Consider the following 14,919-nt stretch of genomic DNA (forward strand, 5'->3'; position numbering starts at 1 on the left):
CACGCGTGCCCGTTCAGGAAGCCGCGCGTTCCAGATCCAGGCCCCACATGACTGCGATCAGCAGATCACGTAAGTCGCGTTTTGGCATTCCGACGGGCAACCCAAACGAAACCATGGCACCGATACAATCCTTTGGTTCACCGGAATCGGCTGCGGCGATCAGCTGCTCAAAAGCATTGTTCTCCGAAGTGATGATCACGGTGTTACGACACTTGACGTCGTTAAAGTGGCGGGCAACATCCTCGATACTGGCTTCGGAAAGCGGAATCTCCCCCTTCAGACGCATTTCTGCCAGAAGCTCTTGTCGAATCTGTTCTCGCGTGGACTCGCTGATCGAAGGAAAGTCATGCGCCGTGGGAGTCATCGAAGGAATTTCGACCGTATCGTTCGAGCATTCCGCTTTGGCTTCGTCGCGCTCCCGCTTCGCGATCGCCTGACCGATCAGAAGGCTGATCTGTGATCTGGTAATGTCGTCGGTGACATCAATGCCAAGGCTTTTGGCGAACGCTCGTTGCTGTTCTGTTGCAACAGGATCAATCAATTCTCCGAGGAACTCGGTAATGGCAACCATACCGTCCTTCGTCTTGACGCTGGACGATTCCGGAATCCTGCGGCCGTTATAGGCGTTCGCGATCTGTTGCCTCGAATAAGGTTTCGAGGTATCACCCGTCGGCAAGACGACACGGAAGAGTTCATCACCCACGGTGCATCTCCTCGGACCAAAGGAAGGATAGGCGGACCAAAGGAAGGATAGGCCTGCCGACTCGTTTACTGCACAACCGAACAGCCTATCGTTAATTTTCTATCATGACAAGTGAGAGTCCAGTTTTGGAACACTCCCACCGGCTGCCAGCTCAACTGTTAAACTCGCCCGCCCACAGCAAGGATCCGCACATTCTGAATCCGTGCAGGGAAGATTCTCCAAAGTGACCTCTCTCTGATCTGTCGACCTCGCCGACAAATTCACTCCAACAGCCAGCAGACAACCTGAGATTTCGTCACGATTGCGAACACGTTTTCTCTGAAAACTGAAGGAAAACCGGTGAAAAACAGCATTCTTATGGAGCGAAACAGCAGCTGCCTGATCGTGATTGACCTCCAGCAAAAATTGATTCCGGCGATCCCCGCGGTACCCGGAATTCTCAATGCAACAGAGACGCTCCTTTCCGCTGCATCTCTGATGAACATCCCCAGAATTGTCACGCAACAATATCCCAAAGGGTTGGGTGCAACGGTCGATGTGATTCAAGAGGCGGCAGTTGGCGCAGAATACGTTGACAAGGTTGAATTCAGCGGAGCGAATGCTGTCTCTGGATTACCTTCCATCCATGGACACTCCAGCGAATTTCAGTTCATCCTGTGTGGTATCGAAACCCACATTTGTGTTCTCCAGACGGCCATCGAACTTCGAACGAAGGGCTCAATTGTTTTCGTTGTTGCGGACGCCACCGCCAGTCGTAATGAAGCCGACCATGCAATGGCTCTGCAGCGCATGCGGTCGGCGGGGTGCATCGTAACAACGACAGAGTCCGTCGTGTTTGAATGGTGTCGTACTGCGGCCGCTTCAGAGTTCAAATCGGTGAGTCGATTGATCCGCAATTTCGACGAGAGACGCAAGGAATTTAACCAGCTAAAGTCATGAAACACTGGCCGGTTGCGCTCACTGAGCCTGTGCGTATATGGCGGGCAGGCAGCGCGGCTGTGGCCTGGACATTGTTGGGGCGCCAGCTTCACTATCCAGGATCTTATGCTGCGTTTTGAAACGGTCCGGACCATTCGGCCGTCTCATGCGGAAACAGTGGACGATCCGGCAATTCATCTGCGGCTGCCATGTCGCCTGCAATGACCCGCTTTGCGATGGAATCCATTCGTTCCATTTCCAATTGCAGCATCTCAGTGTATGTTCCGAATTCTGATCGATCCAGGTCGTGAGGAATGTTGATGGGCTTCCCGGCGAACAAATACACTGTCGAAAACGGTTTCGGGATCAGGAGATCTGTCCAGCTTCCCTTGACTGACCAGGCATTTGTGCCGGCAATTGCGGTGGGGACGACGGGACGCCTGGATCGCGACCCGATAAAAATGATCCCTTCCTTGAGCTTTCTTCTCGGCCCCCGTGGTCCATCCGGCGTCATCGCCACATGTAGGTGTGTCAGTTCCAGCAACTCTGCAACTGCTTCTGCTCCCCCACGACTCGCAGACCCCCGCACCGGATGAATGCCGGCGATGCGACACGAATCCGCAAGATAGCTACCATCGGTGTGGCGACTGATCAGTCCGCTCAGGTTCCATGTGCGTCTTGCGAAGACTGCGACGGCGATCACATCATGCCAAAGGCAAAAAGTGAACCGTGTTTTGCCGGGAGGACGAATGTAGGGAGTCGCGTCCGGATCCACGGCCCGGTGGTCAACTCGCACTGTCAGAAACAGCAACCGCAACAGAAATGTCGCGACGTAAGACAAAGCAATATTCAGGAAGCGATTTCGAACTTTCACGGCAAACCCCAGTCTGCGTTCCTTCGGTGACTGATCATGTGAGAAGAATAGCCAATTCACTTCCGGATGCCAAAGGCGTTTCTCGCTCAGCGGCTGATGAAATGACCCACAAGAACGCAAGTCATCTGAATATGTCTGGTGCTGCAGATCAGTACACAGGCCTGCAGAATTCATCAGTCAGGCCACAGAAACTGCCCGGTCAAATTTTTTTTGTGTTTCTTCGGAACATCGATTCGCCTTGTAATTGTGAAGAAATCGTGTATTTTCAAGCCGAACGACGGAAAATTGCTTTGGGAGGCCGTTCTGGCACATACCTTGCAAATTCAGACTTCTGTCTCACGGACGCGGATCTCTTTCTGATCTGCTTCCCCCTTTCTGTGCCCCATCTGTGGTTAATTCGTTTGTTTCGCTTCGGTGGGACAGACGGTTTTCATCCCGTCCGGAGGTTCCGGACAAGTGCTCGCGTTATTCATATGGAGATGTTTGTCCGTTCTCCTGCCGTTATTTATTGGCGAGCATTTACTTGAAGCGGTCTCCTTCGTGGATTACGGAGGAGACCGTTTCTGTTTTATCCGTCGGCAATTACCAGCCATTGTGCCTGTTGGATGTGCTGACTTGTGGTTCTTGCGGCAACAGATGCTGCCAGCCAGTATTGCCCCAGATTTTCCGCATTGTCGGGGAAACGTATACCATTCAGGTCCGTTGACGAACTGATGGCCGTCTTTGCCAGAGAATGCAACAGCAAAGCGGCAGTTGGCCGGAACTGGCGGCGGAGGGCCGCAGCATCTCTGACGACAGAAGTGACGGTGCCTGTGGGAATCGCATGACGGCCCCCCAGTGCAATCGCATTCAGCCATCGCTGAAGTACATCCTCAGGATCCTGCATTCGTGCTGTCGGCGTTTGAACCTCAACCGGGTGTCGTTCTGCTGACGAAAGATGACTTCGTGAAAGTTGATCGAGGCCCGTTGATGCGCAGAAGCGAAACTCTTCGGGCAGGCATAAGGCGGGCGCCTGAGCCTGCGGCATTTCCGCAACCGTGGACTCCATGGGTGCAGGAGCAATCGCCAGTAATGTCGCGTGCCCAGGATGGGCAGGATTCAGCCGAGCGATGCATCTCAGGGCCAGACCCGGAGCTCGGGCCAGCAGAGTAAGATTGCTTCGCCCTGGCATGCTGTCACTCTCGATCGGGATATCCAATTGTAGGAGGCTGCGAGGTTGACCATGCAGCTCAAGTAGCAGCGAGGCATCGGCAGCACCTGCCACAACGCCCTGCACGAATAGAAGGTCATATCCCGCTTTTCGTTCCAGCTCGGGAACCGTCAGACAAGAGAAGCAACGTTGAATTTGCTGCGTGAGAGGAACTTCGAAGGCTCTCCTGACAGGAGCAGCTTCCCATCCCTGCCCTTCAATCGCTACTGCCCGTGCGGAATCTGCACCGCCGAGTCGACCATCCGAAGATCTCGTCGCCTTCGATACCAGCAGGCAGCGCTGGGATAATTCCCGATGTGACATCGCGAGTCCGGCGACAGAAACGCCCGATCGCCATGCCTGAGGAATTCGGGATACGTCACCCGGCTGAACATCGCTCACGGTGCAGATCCATCCATCGTCAGCCATCATCCATGTAACGACACCAGCATATCCACTGCGAGTTATCACAGCTTCGCAACACAGACCATGTAGTTTCAGGCTGGTAACGGGCGTATATCGACGGCGGGCAACACCCAGTGTCGATGAAGGCGGATCTGCGGGATTCTGGATCAGCAGCCATGCCACTTCCAGTGCTTCGGTCAGGTCCTGGGCTGCCAGATTTGAATCAAAGGTATCGGCATTTGTGCGAACCTGCCGAATGTTATGCATCACACGCAGGCCGGCAGCAGCCAACCGGTGCAGCCCTTCGGCACGGCATTCGTGAATACATCGCAGCAAACGCGACTGCAGGACACTCCCTGCGGCTCTCAACCCGGCTGCCAGGATATCGCTGCATTGTTTCATCATATCCCGTGCAGCAAACGACTGTGATTCGGAGAGACTTTCCGCCTCAGGCGGCCCCTCCAACGAATCCGTGGATACCTCTTTCACAATGCCGAATTCAGGTTCCTGCGAAGCGTTTTCCACATCCGGAACGTCTACGGTATCACTTATCCTCAGAAGGCTGAGCGACGCAAGGACATGGAAACAACGGGGGCCCAGCAGGCAGGTGCATTCCACGTCATCCAGTGATTGGATCAACTGCGACTTCAGTTGAACCTTTTCTTCCCCGGCTGCAACGAACCAGATGTCATCGGTCCTCGTCCAGGCAAAGTCATTGGCGGCCTCCGGGTTGGCGTCGATTCGCTTCTGCAGCCGTGACGGAGCAGCCGCGATGAACTCGGCGAGTATTCCGGGCAAAATAGAAGGGCGATCAGTCATCGTATCTTTTCTCCCACCCACCTGGCGAGCTCAGTGGGACTGAGTGCCGCGACCGGCATTCCACACGAAACAATTTGTGCGGCAATGCCGGTGTGATACCGCGGTTTTCCTTCGTCGGACAATGCGGCAAGTCCCAGTGGTATCGCCCCGGTATCAACCAAAGCTCGCACTTCGTTGAGCAATGCTCCGACTGAACCACCTTCTTCGAAGTCGGTCACCAACAGAACCAACGTCCGTTTTGGCACACGTATCTTCTCTCGTGCAGCGCGCAGTCCCTTCCAGATATGCGTGCCTCCCCCGATCTGAACTTCCAGAAGCATCCCTAACGGATCCTCCACATGGTCCGTGAAATCAATGACCTGGGTGCTGAACGCAAGAAAGCTGACACTGACCGCCGGCAATGCTGAAAAGATGGCGGCAGTCAAAGCGCTGTAGATGACGGACTGCTCCATCGAACCTGATACGTCCACCACGAAGACAATGTGCCAATCCATCGACTTTCGGACCGGGGTTCGGAAGTAGAATTTCTCAGGTGCAAGCTGTGCCCTGCCGTCGTCCGAAATGCGAGCTGTATGCAGATTCGCAAGAATCGTGCGACGCAGATCAAGGCGAGGCGACGGCCGCCGCGTTGGCCTCGGTGTGGAAAGCCCTGTCAATGCCGGTGCCATTCGGTTCGCCAGCGCTCTGGCAAGCTGGTCAGTGATCTTCCTGGCGATCCGGCGCAGTTTTTCGGTTTGCGAATCCGGAAGGCCGCCTTTCATCGACAGGACAGTTTGAAGAAGCTCAATCGATGGACGGACGTTTTCTTCATTCAGTACGGTGATGGCAGCTGTGCGGCCACCTTCTATGGCTTCTCCCAGGACTTCTTCACGAATATCGCTGCCAAAAAGTTCCTCCAGCTCTTCAGCCCATTCCCGCACCCCCGGATAAGCATCTTCGTTGCCGCCGCGATCACTAAGTCCTCCCCGCGCGCCTTCGCCGGAGCCTTGCCCATAGATTTCATCCAAAGCACGCGCGGCCGAACATGCGGCTCGATTCTGAGGATCTGGCGGGGTTCCAAGAATCAGTTTCCAGCGTTCGAGAGTATTCAGCTGAGAGTGGCTCTGCCGCGCGATCACTGAGAGGTCGGACTGGGATTCCATTTGTGTCAAATCATCCGACAACTCCAAATCCGGCATGAGGCTCAGCAACATCTGCCCGGCGGCCTGATCTGCTTCAAACCACATTTGCTGCGTCGCCGGATCCAACACCTCAGACGACCCGGACGATGAAATCGTACGTGAATCGCATTCTGGATGCAGATCCTGGATCTGGCGGAGTACTCCCCTGCGCGCGGCGGGACTCAGCACCTGGAAGCCGCGTCGCAATGCGGGTGTGCGCTGCAGAAATTCATTGTCATCGAAGGAGTCAATTCTCTCGTCAATTCCTGCAAGACATTCGATGTCGCTTTGAATTCGGGGCAACGCAACGGGCAGCATTCCCGTCAGACGCATCGAAAGAAGTCTGCGACTTTCAGAGCTGGTTGCGGCGTCCAGCCAACTTGCCGTGAGTGACTGGAACTGCTCTTTCTTCAACTGATTCAGTATCAGGAGCGCTGCCGCGCTGGTTCCGTGCATCAGACCAGAGCCAGCATCCATGAACTGCCTGAGAGTCCAGAGCAGCCGTGACGCCTCCAGAGATGTCGAAACAACAGCGTCCTGTTGTTGAAACCAGAGCACAAGATCCAGTAACGCACGAGCGTCTTCGACCTGTTCGCTTCCGATCAATCCATCCAGTCGCGTCAGAGCGGCCTGCAGTAATGCACTGGTCGTTACGGATTGCGGCACCGCGAAGGCCTGACAAAAATCCGTCCTGAACGCCGCGTTTGGATGAGGAAGTCCGGGAATGTGTCCGCTTCGAATGCGATCGATCAGAGACATGGCTTTCGTGAGTTCAGGTAACGTCGCTGAATCGGAGAAACTGCCGTGAATCCAGTCAAGCCCCGTTCGAACCAATTCGCCCAGGCCGCATGTGGCAGCCTGACTAAACGTCTCCAGTTGCGTCATCCCCCATTCAGACTGTGGTTCCAGCAGCGATTGACGGAGGATTCCTTCGGCTGCCTGTCGCAATGTTGTTCCTCGAGCTGACGACAGGGAAATCATCGCGGCCGTCGAATTCTGCCACTTCAGTGTCCAAACCGTTGTCAGACTTTCCCGGTCTCCAAATCCACCGTCATCTTCAGGTTCGGCATAGGGAATCCGGCACACCAGCAACTGGCGAAAAACGACCTCTCGCGCACGATCCAGAGCACTTCGAAGCGGATCCAGACGCATTCGTTTTTCCTGCGTGATCGATTCGGGGCCCGGCAGATTGAGTGTCTTGAGGATCTGTTCGATATGCGGAGCAAGGCCACAACGCGGCATGTCGGCCGGCAACTGACCCATTCGGCTTCCTACAAAGACCGCTTGCAAGGCGGCTGCCACTGCACGCCCTGCTCCGTAGAGCTGACCCTGTGTCAGGCACAGTTGCATCGCTTCCACGACCTCCTGGCGTCCGGGTGTTTTCAACCTCCGAACCCGCGCCAGATCGCGGCTGATTCGGACGACTTCTTTCGCGTCTGCGGCGTTCATTGGATGTCCGCTGTTGCGCAACTCGCGGCAAACGCCGACAATCAGATCGACCGCCGCATGGTCGATGTCTTCTATGCTTCCGGCTTCAAATACACGCTGATGCCACATCGGATCACGAATTCCAGCCGGATATCCGGAACGTTCATCGAGCTGCTCGAACGTGTAGGGAATCAGCGAGGTTGCAATCTTTCCTTTCCGATCGGACGTCGATTGGTCGGTCTTCGAGTTTATCGAAGGGTCTCCCGCGCGCGATGTCCAGAGCTTTGGTACTGGCAGCAATGCCGCTGCATGAAAGGCCCCGATGACTGCCGCGCAACGTTGTTCGCCTGCCATCTGAATACAGCTTCGCATCCACGCTTCACGCAGCCGGTCATATTCGGAAGGCGGGCCATTGCTCCAACGGGTGGCCCACCCAAACAACAGTCCGGCCCGACGAATTTGTTCGGGGGCCGACGTGACAGCTGGTGATTCAACCAGCCGATCCCAGAGCTGTCCGGTGTCCGTGACTTCATGTCGATCCATCAACTTTTGAAGTAAGTCTCTGTCGGAATTCGGGGCGGCTCCCGAAAACGTTGCTTCGTGGTAACGATCGGGGCCGGCGTCTTCGGACGGCGAATCGACTTCTCCCGGTTGTTCCTCGTGATTGCGTGACAGGCCGGGAACACGTTCATCAATGGGTAGATCAAAGGCGTCCACTGGCACTCCATGGGCGGAAGCCCATCGGATCGCCGCCATTTCAGGAGAGAAATCAACAAACGGATAGAAGAATAAATCTCCCCCATCGTCGCGGCATCCAGCTAGCGCAACGGGGCCCTGAGTCTCCTTGTGAGAAAGCCAGGGAAGCCATTCAGAAAACTCGCCCGGCAGTTCCAGCAGAATCCGCTCCGGCTGGAATTCATCAAGCAGCTGCGGAATGATTCGAGCCATGGCCGCGGAATGGTGACGCACACCGATCAGAAATGGTGCCTGGCAAGTACTCAGCTCGTCCAGCATCCGTTCGCAGTCAAAATCAGTTATACGTGATTGCATGTTCCTGGATATCACTTGAAGTTCTGGACACTTGCGGATTGGCATTTGAACAGGCGACCCCTGCGGCAGATGGATTCTTGCCAAATATCCGCGCCGATGGCAGCCACAGCCGGTCATACACTGGCCATATGGCAGGGATGCCGTAAAACTTTATTGACCGCAGACTCGCAGCCTGTGTCTGGCAGCAATCGTTCGCGAAAAAGCAATGTGTTCGCCAGTTCAACACATCCCTTCGGAAACGGAAATCGGTTTCGAAATGACTGCATCTTACAACACGCCACGGGGGACACAGCGATCCGTGGCAAGACTCTCGACGCGGCGCAAAATCCTTTACTCCGCCGCAACCGTCGCGTTTTTCTTTTCGGTCATGGAGTCCTGTTTGCGATTCATGGATTTTCGATACGAAACCGATCTGGAAAGGATGACGTTTACATTCCCGATTGATGAATTCAACAATCATTCGGAAGAGCCATTCCTGATCCGTGACCCGATCCTGTTTTGGAAGCCTCGGCCATCCACGGAGGGGCATAATTCGTTGGGTTTCCCTGGTCCGGACTTTGACGTCATCAAACCTGAAAACAGTGTTCGTGTGGTTTGCCTGGGGGATTCGTGCACACATTTCGGTCCGGAACCGTACCCGGAACGCTGGCAGAAACTCCAGGATGCCGCACAAAGAAATGTGTCCGATTCGTCCCGAATTGACGGGGAGACAACCGCTGATTCATCCGAAGATCATGTGGAGATTATTAACGCGTCCTGTCTGGGGTATTCGTCGTGGCAGGGGCGTGCGCTGATGGAAACGGTGGTTCATCAGTGGTCTCCTGACATCGTGACTGCTTATTTTGGCTGGAATGATCACTGGCTTTCGAGGGGTGTTCCGGATCATTTACAATCCAGTCATTCCGAGAGCATCAATCAACTGCTGAAGCTGGCGAACGAATCTCGCGTGTATCAACTGGCAGCATCGATTTTCAGCCAAAGATCCGGTGCAGCCGACGACCTGCGTTCGGCCGTTCGTCCTGCCCGCGTGCCCCCGGAACAATATCGACGCAATCTGATTGCCATCAGCGAAGCGTGTCGCCGTTGTGGTGCAGACTGCTGGATGATTACAGCTCCCCACGCGCTGGACATTCTTGTACCGGAGTACCTGTTAGATGCCGGCGAAGTGAGCGACTTGTCGGAAGTGCAACCACTGCATGAATCGTACAATGAGATCGTTCGAGCGACCGCAATTGAATGCAACGCAACTCTGATTGATGCAGCAGCTATGTTTGATGAACTCGACAAGCAGGATCTGTTCCTGGCAGACGCGATCCATCTGTCTGATGAAGGTCGAACTCTGCTTGCCAATCGACTTCATCAGGAGATGGAGCAAAACGCAGTCAAAGTACTGCGATCGGATGATCATTGATTTTCAGGTGACCAGCCAACCGCATTTTCGCGAGCAAAAACCTGCCCTGCGAACCCTTGCGGAAGCGTGGTTTCAACCCGATTGAATCGTAAATCGAAACTCTGCGTGACATAATTCCACAGTGTGCATCTGTTTCTGATTCAGCCGACAACAAAGGAGCCTTCAATGACATCGACTACCGTCTCTGTTACGCCACCGGCCATTCGCCAGACTGGCATCCTGATTGGAGATGAATTTCGACCCTCCGTCAGCGGCAAGACGTTCCCCACGGTGAATCCGGCGACCGAAGAGGTCATCTGCGAAGTTGCCGAAGGTGACGCCGCTGATGTGAATCTGGCAGTGCACGCCGCAAGATCAGCATTTGAAAATGGCCCATGGTCACGAATGGATGCACGGGATCGCGGGCAGTTGTTACACAAACTGGCCGATCTGGCCGAACGACATATCGACGAACTGGCGGCTCTCGAAACACTTGACAACGGGAAGCCCATCAATGATTCGCGAACGGCGGATCTGCCATTGGTTATTGACTGTCTGAGATATTACGCCGGATGGGCAGACAAGATTCACGGCAGCACAATCCCCGTTCGAGGTGACTATTTCTGCTATACGCGTCGAGAGCCGATTGGGGTTTGCGGTCAGATTATTCCCTGGAATTTCCCTCTGCTGATGACCGCCTGGAAATGGGGGCCAGCGCTGGCAGCGGGCAATACCATCGTGATGAAACCCGCCGAACAGACACCGCTCACCTGCCTGCGTCTTGCGGAACTGGCCCTGGCAGCCGGTTTTCCGCCGGGTGTCATCAACGTGGTTCCGGGATATGGTCCTACCGCGGGCGCAGCACTTGTTGCCCATCCGGAGGTCGACAAGATTGCGTTTACCGGTGAAGGTACCACGGCAAAAATCATCATGAAGAATGCGGCTGACACGCTCAAGAGAATCACTTTCGAACTTGGCGGGAAGAGTCCGAATATTGTCTTCGCGGATGCCGATCTGGATGCAGCGATTGCCGGTGCAGAGTTCGGCTTATTCTTCAACCAGGGACAGTGCTGCTGCGCTGGCAGCCGACTCTATGTGGAAGATTCTGTTCACGATGAATTTGTGGAAAAGATGGTGGCTCGTGCAGGCAGCCGGGTGCTGGGAAATCCGTTCGACAGTGAAACAACTCAGGGCCCTCAGGTGGATCAGGCGCAGTTTGATAAAATCATGAGCTACATTCAGAAGGGACAAAGTGAGGGAGCGGACTGCGTTACCGGTGGCGAACGGTACGGCAAACGCGGCTATTTCGTTCGGCCGACGATCTTTACAAATGTCCAGGACAGCATGGCCATCGCGCGGGAAGAAATCTTTGGGCCAGTGATGAGTATCCTGAAGTTCAGCGACCTTCCTGAAGTGGTCAGTCGAGCCAACGATACCAATTTCGGACTTGCCGCTGCCGTCTGGACAAAAGACGTTCAGAAGGCACACCGCGTCGCTGCCAGCCTGCGTGCCGGCACCGTCTGGGTCAACTGCTACGATGTGTTTGATGCAGCCGCTCCGTTCGGAGGGTTTAAGATGAGCGGCATCGGCCGGGAGCTCGGTGAAGCAGGTCTGGCGAATTACACAGAACTTAAAACCGTGACCGTCAGCCTGTAAGGACCTAATAGAAGTTTTCCGTCAAGAAACGTCTCGACAGAACAGTTCAACGAAAACGCCCCGCAGGATGCCGCTTACAACGGCAACCTTTCGGGGCGTTTGTCATGACTGTCCGGACCAGCTGGCTCCTCAGTTGCTGGTGATCAGTTGCGTTCGACAAGGGTGCACAGGGAGTATGGCACGCCTGCGACTTCAAAGATCAATTCGGCATACATCGCGACGTGCTTGCCTTCCTTGCCGATAACAGAACCCACGATGGCCCCGTCACTTTCTGACATCTTGACCTCGCTCCATTTTTCATCGCGAAAGTCAAGATCTGCCGACTGTGCAGACCACAGATGTGCCGACGTGGGGGGCTGTGAAGAATGAACGCGAACGGATCGGGTCTCGCCATCTCGTCCGAATTCCCAATCGAGCTCAGGCAGCGTCATCTTTGCGGCGTTCATTCGAGCGTAAATTGAAATGGTCGTCAGAGCCTTGCGGCGGCCATTCTCCAGTCCGTGTCCATCATTCGGCAGAAACAAAGCATAGCGGGGACCTTTCAGGTCATCCCAGTACAGCTTCATCGCATCCACAACCCAGTAGGGATCATTTGTGCCATTAACAAGCAGCTTTGGCAGGGTTAGTGTTTCCCGGTAACTATACGGATCCATCATCAGGCGAAGTTGTCTCTCGCGATCGTTCTCTTCCCCCTCTACAATTAAGCCCTTGCTCGTGTAGTCGATGATCTGTTCGCTGTACTTGCCCCAGGTGTCAATCTGGTGTTTCATCTGTGCTCGAAAGTTCAGCACGTCAATGACAATCGGAGCAGTAGCAACGACGCGTTTATCTGCGACGGGCGTCAACCAACTCGTCCAGCCGCGTTTTGAGGCCCCGGTAATGATGAATGAAGAAACAGGTTTCTTGCCATCCTGCGCTGTGAACTCCTGAACGGCGTCCATTGTCTTTACGGCACTCTTCACCATCGCGAAAAGTAACGGCCATGATTCGTCGCCTGTTTTCAGGTACCTCAGCCAAGTCTCAGTGATCAGGTCGTCTTCAACACGATTCCCAAGCAAAGGTTGATTGGGCACCTGATGCAACACGGCCACCCGCATTCCGGAAACCGCAGCCATCTGCAGACCCATTTCTGCGTCTTTCTCCGAAAGATCCTTCGGCGGCTGACTTCCCCCGGTCACAAACAGCAACACATGTTCGGGGTATTCAAGCTTTGCTGGCTGATAGACTTCGACCGCGTGTTCCCAGAGAATGTCCTGCCAGCGTTGTGATGTCACTCGCAGTTCAGTGATGGTCGCACCGTTTTTCTGGTGAGTGCGTGCGATCTTCCATGCAAACTCTGGTTCATCGCGCTGAACATAATTGTGGATGGCTGATGCGGCGGCCTCTTCGGGCGTGACTGCGGCTACTGTGAGGTTCGCAACAGGTGCCACGGCGCTGGATGTCACTGCGCTGAGTGATCCAGGTGTCTGAGGAGAACCGGAAATCTCCTGAGCAGCGATCGATACCTGCAGCGTCACCGTGGCCAGTAACACAGCAGCAGCCACTGTGGAAGTTTGTCGTGTTTGTTTTGAGGGATAAGGACTCTCAGGACAATTCATAGAACAACAGCCTTCCAGAGGGAGGAGATCAAATAAATGTGCGGGCTGCGGGCAGTCTATTGGTGACTATTTGCCACGTCCTGCACGAACTGATGGAGCAATGATAAGGATTGCCCCGCATCTTCATCTGACATGCACATCGGTGGACTGACTCGAAGAACACAACCGGCCAATGGGCCAAGCAAATGGATGCCGTCGCCATTCTCTACGCCACGGTAGGCTCTTTCCACAATGGCATTGGCAACTTCGCCGGGACTGAGTTTACCGACCGCCCCACATTCAATGCCGAACACCATACCTTCGCCACGCACGTTGACAATGGCTCCGGTCTTTTTCAACTGGCACAGTCCATCCCGGAAAATGGTATGGAGATGACGAGTGCGTTCGAGGATCGTGCTGGATTCAAATTCGTCCAGAGTTGCGATAACAGCGGCTGAAGAAATCGGGTTCGCGCTCCACGTGTCCGAGGTCGCTCCGTAACCCATCTTCTCGCAGACGTCGCGACGGCCGACAGCCGCGCTGACTGGCACACCATTTCCCAAACCTTTTCCAAGGCACACGAAATCTGGTTCCAGTCCATAAGCTTCGAAGGCGTACATGCGACCTGTCCGACCAAAGTTGGCCTGAACCTCATCCAGGATAAACAGGATGTCATGTTCGCGACAAAAGGACTGCAGCAACTGCAGGTACGCGGCCGGCGGGTGAAAGCTTCCGCCGCCGCCAAGATACGGCTCGGTGATCAAACAACCGATTGTCCCGTTTGATTCCTTCCAGATACGCTCCAGTTCCTCTCGATACGGCGCTGGATCGAAAGGCTTCGCTGGTGATTCGATGTCGGAACATTCGTCACGCGGAAAAGTGATGAAACGCACTCGAGGGTCCCGATCCGGATCTGTTTCGCAGCCGGTCACAGCTCCTGAGAGTCCCTTTTTTCCGTGAAATCCATAACGTGTGGCAAGTATCCCATCACGGGATGGATCATTCTTCATGCATGCCCACAGAGCTTTCTGGACCGCTTCTGAACCGGATGCAGCCCATATCACCGACTGCAATCGATTGCCGCCGCAACTTGCCTGCAGATTTGCCAGAAGACGCTGCGTGGCTTCAGACTCCAATTGAGTAATTGCGTTGTATGCCGTCATTGAGACTGCCTGAGCGAAGCCATCTTCATCAGAAGACAACATGTCCGGCGTCCAGCCAAGATACTCTACAAATCGCTTCAGCCATCGCTTTGGGTTATGGCCGAGATTTGCAACCAGCACACCACTGGTGAAGTCGTACAAACGGCGTCCTTCGGGTGTCCAGTGAAAGATTCCAGCCGATTTGGCGAGCACCGCCTGTGTGGGCGTGTAGGTGCGAAGAGAATGCGGCTCACCGGCGGCAATATGGTCGCGGACTTCGTTGGAAACGGGTTCGTTTTCGAAATGGATGGGTGAGGGTTGAGTTGCCGGAGCCATAGCGGAAAATGACCTTCTACAGAGACAGAATTATCTGATAGTGGATTATTGCGAACGCCGCTTCACTGTGACAGTCAACGGCACGCTGAAGTTCATCGGCGGCCCCCAATTGTAGACTCCGGCATATTGCCAGCGCCCCCCCCAAAACAGGCGATGGTTCTGGCGAACGGATACTTGAGGCGGGAAGCCTTTCAACAGAAGGTTTCAGTCCGGGCCGCAGCGAACCTCCCTGGTAGACCGACGGCGATTGCTGGTGTGTCGCCAGAGGTCCA

At 54.8% G+C, this 14,919-nt stretch carries 9 protein-coding genes; 3 read left to right on the plus strand and 6 right to left on the minus strand.

Translation table 11 applies throughout. The features are described from left to right. Window positions 1–13 precede the first annotated feature (13 nt). Window positions 14–703 carry a hypothetical protein gene (locus R3C20_17100; protein MEZ6042224.1) on the minus strand — a complete coding sequence of 230 codons (690 nt, stop codon included), beginning with the start codon at window positions 701–703 and terminating at the stop codon, window positions 14–16. A gap of 339 nt (window positions 704–1,042) precedes the next feature. Here R3C20_17100 and R3C20_17105 point away from each other — a divergent pair, with 339 nt between their 5' ends. Further along, entirely contained in the window at window positions 1,043–1,642 is a 600-nt protein-coding gene (locus tag R3C20_17105; GenBank protein MEZ6042225.1) for an isochorismatase family protein, read from the plus strand. A gap of 103 nt (window positions 1,643–1,745) precedes the next feature. Here the strand turns inward: R3C20_17105 and R3C20_17110 are convergent, their stop codons facing one another. The 3 genes from R3C20_17110 to R3C20_17120 form a co-directional block, all read right to left on the minus strand. Then, window positions 1,746–2,495 (minus strand): DUF374 domain-containing protein, encoded by a 750-nt coding sequence (locus R3C20_17110; GenBank protein MEZ6042226.1) that lies wholly within the window; start codon window positions 2,493–2,495, stop codon window positions 1,746–1,748. Window positions 2,496–3,063: 568 nt separating this feature from the next. Next, entirely contained in the window at window positions 3,064–4,908 is a 1,845-nt protein-coding gene (locus R3C20_17115; protein MEZ6042227.1) for a hypothetical protein, read from the minus strand. Then, the gene (locus R3C20_17120) at window positions 4,905–8,546 is read right to left on the minus strand and encodes a DUF5682 family protein (GenBank protein MEZ6042228.1); all 3,642 of its coding nucleotides are present in this window, start codon (window positions 8,544–8,546) and stop codon (window positions 4,905–4,907) included. Before R3C20_17120 ends, R3C20_17115 begins: the two co-directional genes overlap by 4 nt. A 256-nt stretch (window positions 8,547–8,802) precedes the next feature. On the opposite strand from R3C20_17120, the gene R3C20_17125 reads away from it, so the two are divergent. Both R3C20_17125 and R3C20_17130 read left to right on the plus strand, forming a co-directional pair. Then, window positions 8,803–9,957 (plus strand): GDSL-type esterase/lipase family protein, encoded by a 1,155-nt coding sequence (locus R3C20_17125; protein ID MEZ6042229.1) that lies wholly within the window; start codon window positions 8,803–8,805, stop codon window positions 9,955–9,957. Between the two features lie 165 nt (window positions 9,958–10,122). Next, on the plus strand, window positions 10,123–11,592 hold the full coding sequence (locus R3C20_17130) for an aldehyde dehydrogenase family protein (GenBank protein ID MEZ6042230.1): 1,470 nt from the start codon (window positions 10,123–10,125) through the stop codon (window positions 11,590–11,592). A gap of 143 nt (window positions 11,593–11,735) precedes the next feature. Here R3C20_17130 and R3C20_17135 read toward each other — a convergent pair whose 3' ends face one another. After that, window positions 11,736–13,190, minus strand: coding sequence for a PhoPQ-activated protein PqaA family protein (locus tag R3C20_17135; GenBank protein MEZ6042231.1), 1,455 nt, complete (start codon window positions 13,188–13,190; stop codon window positions 11,736–11,738). A gap of 56 nt (window positions 13,191–13,246) precedes the next feature. Further along, window positions 13,247–14,647: an aspartate aminotransferase family protein gene (locus R3C20_17140; protein MEZ6042232.1), complete on the minus strand. Its 1,401-nt coding sequence runs from the start codon at window positions 14,645–14,647 to the stop codon at window positions 13,247–13,249. Window positions 14,648–14,919 lie beyond the last annotated feature (272 nt).

This window comes from Planctomycetaceae bacterium (genome assembly GCA_041398825.1).
GTDB lineage: Bacteria > Planctomycetota > Planctomycetia > Planctomycetales > Planctomycetaceae > F1-80-MAGs062.